At 37.5% G+C, this 10,583-nt stretch carries 12 protein-coding genes; 4 read left to right on the plus strand and 8 right to left on the minus strand.

Annotated elements, in window-relative coordinates; translation table 11 throughout:
• The first annotated feature begins 437 nt into the window (after nt 1-437).
• Nucleotides 438-926, plus strand: coding sequence for a hypothetical protein (locus MTN96_RS36275; RefSeq protein ID WP_055011428.1), 489 nt, complete (start codon nt 438-440; stop codon nt 924-926).
• Between the two features lie 21 nt (nt 927-947).
• The gene (locus MTN96_RS36280) at nt 948-1,505 is read left to right on the plus strand and encodes a YfbU family protein (RefSeq protein WP_055011429.1); all 558 of its coding nucleotides are present in this window, start codon (nt 948-950) and stop codon (nt 1,503-1,505) included.
• A 259-nt stretch (nt 1,506-1,764) separates the two neighbouring features.
• Here MTN96_RS36280 and MTN96_RS36285 read toward each other — a convergent pair whose 3' ends face one another.
• The 8 genes from MTN96_RS36285 to MTN96_RS36320 form a co-directional block, all read right to left on the minus strand.
• Nucleotides 1,765-2,496, minus strand: coding sequence for a glutaredoxin (locus MTN96_RS36285; RefSeq protein WP_248534757.1), 732 nt, complete (start codon nt 2,494-2,496; stop codon nt 1,765-1,767).
• A 33-nt stretch (nt 2,497-2,529) separates the two neighbouring features.
• Nucleotides 2,530-3,039, minus strand: a complete 510-nt coding sequence (locus MTN96_RS36290) for a DUF305 domain-containing protein (protein ID WP_024032683.1) — start codon at nt 3,037-3,039, stop codon at nt 2,530-2,532.
• 156 nt (nt 3,040-3,195) lie between these two features.
• Complete coding sequence (locus MTN96_RS36295; RefSeq protein WP_064387012.1) at nt 3,196-3,714, minus strand: DUF411 domain-containing protein; 519 nt, start codon at nt 3,712-3,714, stop codon at nt 3,196-3,198.
• Nucleotides 3,715-3,724: 10 nt separating this feature from the next.
• Nucleotides 3,725-4,213, minus strand: coding sequence for a nuclear transport factor 2 family protein (locus MTN96_RS36300; protein WP_008109928.1), 489 nt, complete (start codon nt 4,211-4,213; stop codon nt 3,725-3,727).
• A 22-nt stretch (nt 4,214-4,235) separates the two neighbouring features.
• Nucleotides 4,236-5,144 carry a copper resistance D family protein gene (locus MTN96_RS36305; protein WP_248534760.1) on the minus strand — a complete coding sequence of 303 codons (909 nt, stop codon included), beginning with the start codon at nt 5,142-5,144 and terminating at the stop codon, nt 4,236-4,238.
• Nucleotides 5,145-5,155: 11 nt separating this feature from the next.
• Nucleotides 5,156-5,563, minus strand: coding sequence for a copper resistance CopC family protein (locus MTN96_RS36310; protein ID WP_248534762.1), 408 nt, complete (start codon nt 5,561-5,563; stop codon nt 5,156-5,158).
• Between the two features lie 22 nt (nt 5,564-5,585).
• The gene (locus tag MTN96_RS36315; RefSeq protein WP_248534764.1) at nt 5,586-6,449 is read right to left on the minus strand and encodes a copper resistance protein B; all 864 of its coding nucleotides are present in this window, start codon (nt 6,447-6,449) and stop codon (nt 5,586-5,588) included.
• Nucleotides 6,446-8,269, minus strand: coding sequence for a copper resistance system multicopper oxidase (locus MTN96_RS36320; protein ID WP_248534766.1), 1,824 nt, complete (start codon nt 8,267-8,269; stop codon nt 6,446-6,448). Before MTN96_RS36320 ends, MTN96_RS36315 begins: the two co-directional genes overlap by 4 nt.
• 166 nt (nt 8,270-8,435) lie before the next feature.
• Between MTN96_RS36320 and MTN96_RS36325 the strand changes: the two genes are divergently transcribed.
• Both MTN96_RS36325 and MTN96_RS36330 read left to right on the plus strand, forming a co-directional pair.
• Entirely contained in the window at nt 8,436-9,122 is a 687-nt protein-coding gene (locus MTN96_RS36325) for a heavy metal response regulator transcription factor (RefSeq protein ID WP_004588805.1), read from the plus strand.
• The gene (locus MTN96_RS36330) at nt 9,112-10,509 is read left to right on the plus strand and encodes a heavy metal sensor histidine kinase (RefSeq protein WP_248534768.1); all 1,398 of its coding nucleotides are present in this window, start codon (nt 9,112-9,114) and stop codon (nt 10,507-10,509) included. Before MTN96_RS36325 ends, MTN96_RS36330 begins: the two co-directional genes overlap by 11 nt.
• Nucleotides 10,510-10,583: the final 74 nt, after the last annotated feature.

Here is a 10,583-nt window from a genome sequence, read left to right on the forward strand (position 1 = left end):
ATTATAAGTAGGTATCTAATGAAAGCTCGGCAGTCCAACTCGTTTTTGCCCCAAGACGAGTTAACGTAAATACTCTAAGGACAGCTTTGAGCGAAGCAGGTATTCAAAGTATTAATGAATGAATAAATAATCAATTCTTGTTATGTAATATAATTAGCTTCTCGTTAAAATTTTCATAAAATTTAAGTTGTTAATTTCAAAGCTATTTTTTATGCGTGTTTTCGTAATGTACTTTTACCCATTCTCGAATAAGTAAATTCTCGGTTATAGGAGAGTCTAAAAAAATTGTAATTCCTTTAGGCTATGTGTAAGTTATTAATAATTAAATTAATAAAAATCGTATTTTGATAATTCTGGAAATTGACACATTGAGTGTTAACGGGAATTTTCGGTAATACGCCGTTAGGCTTCAAGGAGAAAGGTGTCAAATTTTGAGCATGGAAAGTGTCATTTCAATAATCGGATCTATCGCTTCAATAGGTGGTGCTGTATGGGCATTTGTCGAAGCTAAGAAATCGGTAAACGCAGCCAGTAAAGCAGAAAAGCTTCGTGATGAACTTATAAGCCGTAGAAAAATGGTTGAAGTATCGCAAGTTCACTCCGAAACAAAGCGTGTTTTATCTGTTGTGTCAAAAGTCGGTCCTTCATGTAATGCCAAACTTCTCAAGGGAGTTAACTGCGCTGATATTGCAAAAGAAGTTGAGGTGTATGCTAGTTTCATTTTTGAACAAAGCGGTCATTTCACTGATTTTTTTGAGAACAAAGCAAAAGAACTTTGTAATGATTTAAAAGATGACATTGAATCATTGTCTGAAGCAATTAATTTTGAAGACAAAAAAAATTATGGCAAAAGTATCTACTACAAAATTCAAAACTTTATGCCCTTTGTTAAACAGCTTTCCGATGAAAAAAAAGAACGGGCTTAAGGAAAAAGTAAAGGAAAAACTATGAAATTATCAGACGGCGAAAAATTAATTGTTTTAATGCTTAGCGAGCTTTATGAAAAATTAGATGTTAAAGGTGAAATAGAACCAGATTTTATTAAATCAGCTATTTTCAGTGATCAACTATGGGGCGTAAAATGGAAATACAGTGGCATTCCATTTGAAGAGTCGGACGATCCTGAAATTGTTAAAGAGGTTGTTGATATTTTAGATATGTGGAGCTTTATAGAACACGCCTATAGCAAGCTGAACGAAGAAGAAAAAGCCAAACTAGAATCTGACGTTCCTTATTTTGGTAAAGACCCCAAATTCATTGGTTTTGATGGTAATAATGAAACTGAGTATATGGGAACAGCAATGTTTCTAGTTAACGAATTGGAAAGATTTCAAGAGTTTAGTGGTCGGAGCTTCAATAGTCATTGCCCTTCAATTGACGGTCATAAAAGAATGTTAAGTGCATTTGAACCAATAAGACAAACTTTGTCTTATGAGCCGTTAAACCTTGCGCAATTGACTACTATATTGAAAGAAAAAGTTCACCCTAGTCGAAGAGAATCCTAACAAACGCTTCAACAAAGGACGTTACTGATTAGATACTCTAACGTATTTATGTCCAAAAACGAGTTTGTATGGACGTCTGCTTCTCGCTCATAGCAGTCTGCCTGATGAAGTCTAAACTTATTCACTTAAACTGTAAGATCTGATATGAGCTAGTACAGCTGATATGCTATTTACGACAAAGTCGCTCGGTAATTAGAGCGACATAATCCCTTGGTAATCACACTAGTACATCATCATGTTTTTAAATTAAAGCTGTTGTTTACTTAACAAACATCCAAATACCGGCAGCGATCATAAACAGGTTTTCTGTTAGGGAGATAAACCCTAGTGGTACGTTACTGTCACCGCCTACACACGCACATTTTAACTCTCGTTTATCTATATAGACTGCTTTTATCACTGAAACAGCACCAACCCCACCTATGAACAATGAAATAGGGGCAATAATATAGGCTGGTAATCCGGCTATCATTCCAATGCCAACAAATGCTTCTAAAAATGGGTAAACATAGGCGTACCTGACTACTTTCATAGCGACTAAGTCATAGGTTATAAATGAATTAGTAAAGCTAAATAAGTCTTGAAGCTTTTGTATTGCTAACACTGCCATTGTTAGGGCTACAAACAGTTCAGCGGTTTGCATTGATAATAAGCTATTATTCGCTGCAAAACTAAATGCCACACTAAGCAAAAAACTAACCGAAAAAATCGCAATCACGGGCGTGTAAGTTGTACCTTCTTGCCCAGCTTTTGGCTTATCAAAGTAATCGCGTAAGTCGTCATAGCCACCTATACGTTTATTATCAATAAATGCTTGAGGTGTAGTTTCTACACTGTGTTGTTTTTTAAATTCATCTGTTTGCTCTCGAGAAGTTAATAGCTGATCATCAACTGTATATCCCTCTCGCTCTAGTAGGTCTTTTGATTTTAAACCAAACGGACAAATATGCTCATCTGTGGCCATTCTAAAAAGTTGGGCTGATTTACTCATGTTTAGCTCCATTTTATGTATTGGTATAAAATTTTACTTAGCATTAAAATCCGGTACGGTCCTAGATTGTGCTTGCTCCTGAGTTTCTGCTAGGCCATTTTTCTCTATATCCTTTAGTAACCACTGCATTTCTTTAATCTCACGACGCTGTGCCTCAATAATATTTGTTGCAAGCTCTTGGACTCGCTTATCTTTGATTTTTGCCCTTTCACTGGTGAGTATTGCAATTGAATGATGTGGGATCATCGCCGACATCCATGAGCTATCATCAACAGTCGCTTGTGATCGAACTAAAAATAAACTTCCCGCAAATACGGTAACACTAGCAATGAGTACTGTTATATTTTTCTTTTTATCTTTATACATATTGAGCATGAAAAGTAGCATTATCACTGCCATCATGGCTCCCATATAAAGCGCCATATAAGTACGAGTTTCACTAAAAAAAACATGACTTAGCTGATAAGTATTCAAATACATCAGTACAAACATGACTAATGTTGATGTGGCTATCATTAAGAAAAACTTTAAATACTGCGACATTAGATGGCTCCTTTCTATCATTTACTTTGTATATCATTTACTTTGTATATCATTTATACCAATGGGTAATTCTTACAGGTTATTAGGCGTAAACCCACTATATATTTAATCATTGAATCAATGTTTAATATTACATCAAGAGTTGTGCCATAAGTGTTAAAACTGCTCAGCGTATTTGCTAATATGCTTATAAGTATTCTGCTGTAAATCGTGCGTAAGCATTTCAATATTATATTTATAAAAGCGATCGCCCATTTCCATACCTGGCGTACCAGCAGGCATAGAGGGAACAGAGAGCCCTATCGTCTTTTCAGGATGTTGTTCAGCTAAAAACTGTTTTATATGTTTGGCGGGAACATGACCTTCAAATACAAATCCATCGGCTGAAACGGCTGTATGGCATGACCGCATATTTGGTTTTATTTGATACTGAGATTTAATCGTCCCCATGTCATTGACGTTAATTGCTTTTGTTTGAATATTGTTTTCGCTCAAATGAGCAATCCACTTATTACAACATCCACAATTTTTACTTTTATAAACGGTAAGCTCAATTTTAGGTTTTTCTGAATTCTCATAAGTTATTAATGCTTTATGTTGTTTTTCGATACTTATCGCCGAAAATGACATAGTTAATGATAAAAATAACGCTGAGGTAATGTAGATTACTCGCATTGTTAACTCCTTAATTTGACCAATGAATATGAGTGATTTTCCAACCTGTATCGGTGTTTTTTAATGTGATTGATTCCATTCCCATAGACTTAATATCTTTTCCTTTGTACTTTCCTTGAGTTTTACTTCTTGAAATTGAGTAAGCTATGTCTCCATTTGTGTAAACTTGATGCTCTAGTAGTTCACTATTAACAGCACTTAAGAATTTCATATCCGCTATCATATGATGTTTCGCGTATTCATCTGCAGAACGCTCAACACTTCCGCCTTCAAAAATGATGACATCGTCGGCCAGTAATTTACGTGCAGCTTCGCGATTACCTTGTTTTAGAGATGCATGAAATAGGCTGACTGTTTTTGCAGCCTCGCTATCAACATTGACAAAGGCCTTGCCTTTTTTTGAATATTTTTCATCGTCATGTGCACTAACAGTAAAAGAACTAACAGTGCTAAAAATTAGTAGCAATAAAATTTTTAAATTAAAGGATTTAATTAACATACGTTTCCCTTTTTATTAATCGTTAAATAGGCGGACCAACAAGTGTGGTAAATACACTTGTTGTAATAAGTACAAACAGGGCAATTACTATTTCAACAGTAATCGAGCGTTTTAATATACTTATATGGTGTTGTTGAGTGATTTGCGGGACTAAAAAAAGCTTATGCCATGCACCTAGGAGCAGCATCGCGCTGACGAGTAACAGCTTTAATAAAATTAGTTGCCCATAATCTGATGTAAACAATGCAGAAAATGACTCTAGGTACTGCAGGAGCAGAGTTAAGCCCGAAATAAGTAGTACAAATACAATAACAATAGCGAGTTGACCAAAGTAATGCATTAACCGCTTTACTTCACTGGTAGGTAGTAAAGTGCAGCTTTTGTAAAGCGGCCACAATGACCCTAACCAGCTCGCAATGGCAATAAGGTGAAAGGTTAAAATACTTTTCACTAACCCATTTTCATTTGCACTGTGCCCAGTAAAAGTGAAGCTATAAGCGATAAACCCAAGCATGATTAGTATAACGGCAACGTTTTTATAACCTGCTACGTTATCATCTGATTCCACACTCCACATACATGCGCTAATTAGAGCAATAATAAGCGCTGGTATTCTAAACGTTGCTTGGTCACCTATGACTGATTGCCAAACAATTTCAAGCATAAAGGGGTCAAACATTCCCATAAAGCCTGATTCAGCCATTGCTCCAGCTTCTATTGGTACTTGTAAAAGTGCAGCAATACTACCTGTAACTACACACGTAATTTGCCAACGTTTTAAGAACTGATAAAAGCTAATTAAGTGATGCCCTGCAACATTGCTGTTGCCACACATAAAGCGCATTAATAAAGTGCCCGCAAGCCCTGAAATTGCGATATAGCTTGCTAGTTTTAATAATAGTAAGAGTACTGACCATTCACTTAATTGCATTATGTTGCTACTTAATGATTATGTTTGCTGTGGGTATTAGATTGTACTTGCATCATCTTATGCGATTCACTTTTGTGTACCATAAATCTAAACGTGTCGGTCATTTTATGTCCATCACCACCCAGTGCTGTCCATTTAACCGTGTAAGTGCCTTGGACTAAGCTCGGCAATGACCAACTAAAGTCTGTGCTTGGGGTAGAGCTTGGTTTGAAATCAAAGTTTATTGATTTATTTTTTTCATCTTTGATGATGACTTTTGCTAGCCTTACTTCACCACCAAAAGTTAACGAAAGTTGCTCTGGGCTTTTCATTAACATGGCTTCTTTCGCAGGTGTTGATTGCTTGAGTGATATATGCGCTGATGCGGAAAATGTAAGTACTAAACCTAAAATAGCTACTGCAGAATTAAAAAACTTCATAATTACCTCTTATTTAAAATGATTAAAACCAAAATTTAATACCCGTAACAAATGCGGTGTTGTTGCTACTTTGTCCACTTGATGTGGCATAGTCGGCGGTATTGCCAAATTTATTGCTCCATTCAACGCCAATATAGGGCGCAAACTGGCGTGTAAATTCATAACGAACCCTAAAGCCAATCGCGCTGCTTGATAGGCCACTTCCAAGTTCGTTTTGTTTATCGTTTTTGCCATAAAGTGTAATTTCGGCTCGCGGTTGTATAATTAGCTTTTGCGTGAGTAATAGTTCGTACTCTGCCTCTAACGTAAATGCGGTATTGCCTCGCTCACCTACGTATGCTGTCATATCAAGTTCAAACCAATAAGGGGCTAAACCTTGTAAGCCAAAAGCCAACCATTGCCGATTTTCACCTTCTTTATTGTAATCAAGACGAACACCTGCTTGAGTATCCCAATATGCTGATACGGCGTGACCCCATAAAATATCGGTTTGGTTTTCTTCAATACTTCCTTCGCTGAAATCACCCTCGGTTTTAATTACCAATCGATCAAAGGTAGTGCCGTACCATGTTTGTAAGTCAAATACACCTGCGTTTGCTTGCTCGTTATATTCAAGACGATCGCCTAGTAATGCGTAAAATGGATGCTCATCAGCGAGTGTTAATCGCTCATTGCCCTCAAGCGCATATGGGCCTTCTGTTAAAGTTGTTCCCGCAGAGTAAGCATGGGGGTCTCTTGCATCTTTAGGTGCACTTCCTCCTTGTGGTTGCATCTTAGCGCTATTCATTTGTGCCATTTCACTTTGCGCTAATAAAGGGAAACTAATTAATGAAGCCCCAGTTAACATTAATAAACTAAATGATTTAGATAGTTTTAATTGTTTCATGATACGACTACCTCTCTAAACATGCCGGCATCCATATGGAATAATAAATGGCAATGCCAAGCCCAGCGCCCTACATCGTGAGGGGTGGTTAAAAAGCTGATTCTTTGTGCGGGTTGAACAGGTATTGTATGACGTCGCACTTGCACATCACCTTGCTCGTTTTCTAAATCACTCCACATACCATGCAGATGCATAGGGTGCGTCATCATGGTATCGTTTTGTAAAATAACTCTTAAACGTTGGTTATGCTTCATATGCACTGGCGTGCTTTTACCAAATTCTAAGCCATCAAATGACCAGCTATAACGTTCCATATTTCCGGTTAAATGCAACTCAATTTCAGCTTCTGGCTCTTGCTGGTTAGTGATCCCTTCAAGTGAGTGTAAATCTGCAAGTGTTAAAACACGGCGACCATTTTTACGTAAACCAATACCAGGATCATCAAGATTTGTTCTAGGCATATCAACGCGCATATCAACTGAAGCTCCATACTCCGTTTTGGCATGACGCACTTTAGTGCTGGCAACTGCCAATGGGTTTTCAGACATACCATGTTTGCTATGATCCATCGCCATTGCACCGTGCTCCATAGCGCTATGATCCATTTCTTTAGAGTTCATACCTGACATGCCAGCCATACCTGCCATTGCAGAATGCTCACCGCCGTGGGTCATATTGCCCATCATATCGGTCATCGTTAACCATTCAACAGGGTCAAGTGCAGGTACTGGCGCATCAATATTAGGCGAGCTTGATAAAGTTCCTTTTGCGTAACCAGAGCGATCCATACTTTGAGCAAAAATCGTATAGGCATCATTTTTAGGCTCAACAATTACGTCGTAGGTCTCACCAGGGCCGAATCTAAATTCATCAACTGTCACTGGTTCAACGTTTTGCCCATCAGCTTGTACAACTGTTAGTTTTAGTTCGGGAATACGAACGTCAAAAAAAGTATTGCTTGAGCCATTAATAAACCTAAGTCTTACTTTTTCTCCAACTTTAAACATTCCTCGCCAATTTGACATTGGCGTACTACCGTTCATTAAAAAGGTCATTGCTGATGCAGATAAGTCAGCTAAATCTGTAGGATTCATTCTCATTTGATTCCACATTTTGCGGCGTTGCAAAGCATTCGAAACACCGCTATTTGAAACGTCATCAAAAAATTCTGGAACAGTGGGCTGATTGAAGTTAAATACATCACTCTGTATTTTTAATTTGCGGAACAGCGCCATTGGGTCATCATCAGTCCAATCAGATAATTGAATAACATGCTCGTTATCTGCACTAATAATATCTTTTTCTCGCGGTTCAATAATTAATGCACCGTACATGCCAGTCATTTCTTGAAAGCCACTATGTGAGTGATACCAATATGTACCGCTTTGTTGTAATTTAAATTTATAAACAAAGGTTTCGCCAGGCATAATGCCTTTAAAACTGATACCAGGTACGCCATCCATTTGATACGGTAAAATAATGCCATGCCAATGAATTGAACTCGGTACTGATAACTTATTTGTTACTCTAATAGTAACCTCATCGCCTTCTTTGAGGCGCAAGGTAGGGGCGGGTATAGAGCCATTGATAGTTGTCGCCATACGTACTACGCCAGTAAAGTTAACCGGCGATTCATCTATAACCAGATCAATTACTTTGCCGCTAAGTTCGGGCACAGTGCCTGTTATTGTTCCTGCTACTAAAGATGATGCAGCATGTAATACACTCGGAAAAGCAGCAAGTACACCTCCTGCAATTAAGCCTTGAACAAATCGTCTTCGTGGTGTGCTAACCTGTTGTGATGACTTTTTAAACCCCATTTCCTTACTCCTTCATACCAGAATATGTATTGAGTATAGAAAATAGACCTGTCTTAAACATGACGCGAACATTACAAAGTTGTAATGTTGGTGTCATGTTGCTGTAGTGACAGATACTGCATAATATTTGCAGAGGTAGTTGTTAGGACTTTAATGAAGGAATTGTATGCGCTTATTAGTTGTTGAAGATGAATCAAAGACAGGAGATTATTTAAAACAGGGACTAAGTGAAGCTGGTTTTCAGGTTTCTTTGGCGCGCAATGGACTTGACGGTCATCACCTAGCAATGACCGACTTATTTGATGTAATAATACTTGATGTCATGTTACCTGACGTATCCGGTTGGAAAATTTTACAGTCGCTACGTGAAGCAGATAACAAAACCCCAGTACTATTTTTATCTGCTCGCGATAGTATAGACGATAGAGTAAAGGGGCTCGAACTTGGTGCTGATGACTATTTAATAAAGCCTTTTGCTTTTGCTGAAGTTTTAGCAAGAGTACGCACTCTTATTCGCCGTGGTGTAGTACAAACAGTTGACGATATACTGATAGTTGCTGATTTAGAAATGGATATTCCAAAGCGAAAAATACAACGTGCAGGCAAGCGTATTTTATTGAGTAATAAAGAGTTTAGCTTACTTGAACTATTGTTACGGCGCGAAGGTGAAGTACTGCCACGTTCGTTAATTGCTTCCCAAGTATGGGATATGAATTTTGATAGCGACACCAATGTGATTGATGTTGCCATTCGTAGGCTAAGAGCAAAAGTTGATGATGATTTTACTGTTAAATTAATTCATACGGTTCGTGGTATGGGCTATAAATTAGAGGTTGAAACTGATGGCTATTAAGTCACGGCCTTTATCACTTACGATGCGTGTTGTGTTGTTTGTGGCTGTAACCGTTATTGCGTGCTTAACTTTAGTTGCCACCTTAATAAATAGTTCGATAAAACATCATTTTTTCCAGCAAGATAGTAGTGAACTGCATGTTATTAATCAATCTATTGAATTAGTTTTAAGACAACAGTATAAATCAAACCTGAAACTTAAAAATGAATTATCTAACGCTGTAGCGGGTCATCACGGTGTTTACTATCAGGTAAATACCGCAAAAGGAGAGCTCATTTTTCAAAGTTCTGAACGAGATTTTAGTGATTTTGTAATGAGTGCTAATTCTTCAGCTGGCTTTAACCGTAACAACATTACCTCATGGCAAAATGATACCCACACCTACCGAGCTCTGGTGAGTAATTTAAGTACTGGGCAACAGCAATACAAAATTACTACAGCGATAGACATGAGCTTTCATTTACACTTTCTCAATCAATTTCAACAAAGCCTTTGGGCTATTATGTTTGGCTCTGCGGTACTCATTTTATTGGTGGCTTGGTTTGCTATACATCAAGGATTGAACCCTTTACGAGGTTTGAGTCAGAGAATGCATGACATCCAAACTAATAAGATGGATGTAAGGCTTGATGAAAATAAAGTGCCTATTGAGCTTGTTAATATGGTGCAGTCGTTTAACTCAATGCTCGACAGGCTCCAGGGTGAATTTATTCGCTTATCAAATTTTTCTAGTGATATTGCTCATGAACTACGAACTCCACTAACGAATATAATTACTCAAACACAGGTTGGATTATCTAAAAAAAGGCAGTTGGAAGAGTATCAAGAATTATTATTTTCTAACTTAGAAGAACTCGAGCGATTAACGAAAATGGTTAGTGATATGCTTTGGCTCGCCAAAACTCAAAACGGGCTAATTAAACCAGTTCAAAACACTCTAAAAAGCCATGATGAAATTGAAGTGTTATTTGAGTATTTTGACGCTTTGGCTGAAGACTCATTGATTGCATTTAATAAAAAAGGTCAAAACCTTTGTTTTTATTGTGACAAATTACACTTTCGTCAATTATTATCAAACTTACTATCCAATGCAATTAGGTACGCTCCAAAAGGCTCATCAATCACTGTAAACAGTGAAATGACCACCGCTGAAAAAATATGCATTTCAGTGATTAATACAGGGGAGAGAATACCTTCTGAGCATTTACCTTATTTATTTGACCGCTTTTATCGACCTGATAAGTCGCGGCAACGACACAGTGACGGAGCAGGTTTAGGGCTTGCAATAGTTAAAGCTCTAGCGCAAGCAAACGGTGGAGATATAGAGGTCAGTTCAAATAATCAAACTACCAGCTTTAAAGTTTTTCTAAATTTAGCTAAAAGCTAATTATTAAATTTAATAACCCAATGTTTGCTTGTACCTCTAGACTTCCCAGCTTTCATTAAACACCGGTTTATAAA

This window comes from Pseudoalteromonas sp. 2CM28B (genome assembly GCF_023161935.1).

Coding starts and splice junctions, on each gene's coding strand:
- MTN96_RS36285 (WP_248534757.1), bottom strand. CDS start 2,496: ATGAGTAAATCAGCCCAACTTTTTAGAATGGCCACAGATGAGCATATT.
- MTN96_RS36280 (WP_055011429.1), top strand. CDS start 948: ATGAAATTATCAGACGGCGAAAAATTAATTGTTTTAATGCTTAGCGAG.
- MTN96_RS36300 (WP_008109928.1), bottom strand. CDS start 4,213: ATGTTAATTAAATCCTTTAATTTAAAAATTTTATTGCTACTAATTTTT.
- MTN96_RS36330 (WP_248534768.1), top strand. CDS start 9,112: ATGGCTATTAAGTCACGGCCTTTATCACTTACGATGCGTGTTGTGTTG.
- MTN96_RS36310 (WP_248534762.1), bottom strand. CDS start 5,563: ATGAAGTTTTTTAATTCTGCAGTAGCTATTTTAGGTTTAGTACTTACA.
- MTN96_RS36295 (WP_064387012.1), bottom strand. CDS start 3,714: ATGCGAGTAATCTACATTACCTCAGCGTTATTTTTATCATTAACTATG.
- MTN96_RS36320 (WP_248534766.1), bottom strand. CDS start 8,269: ATGGGGTTTAAAAAGTCATCACAACAGGTTAGCACACCACGAAGACGA.
- MTN96_RS36275 (WP_055011428.1), top strand. CDS start 438: ATGGAAAGTGTCATTTCAATAATCGGATCTATCGCTTCAATAGGTGGT.
- MTN96_RS36290 (WP_024032683.1), bottom strand. CDS start 3,039: ATGTCGCAGTATTTAAAGTTTTTCTTAATGATAGCCACATCAACATTA.
- MTN96_RS36305 (WP_248534760.1), bottom strand. CDS start 5,144: ATGCAATTAAGTGAATGGTCAGTACTCTTACTATTATTAAAACTAGCA.
- MTN96_RS36315 (WP_248534764.1), bottom strand. CDS start 6,449: ATGAAACAATTAAAACTATCTAAATCATTTAGTTTATTAATGTTAACT.
- MTN96_RS36325 (WP_004588805.1), top strand. CDS start 8,436: ATGCGCTTATTAGTTGTTGAAGATGAATCAAAGACAGGAGATTATTTA.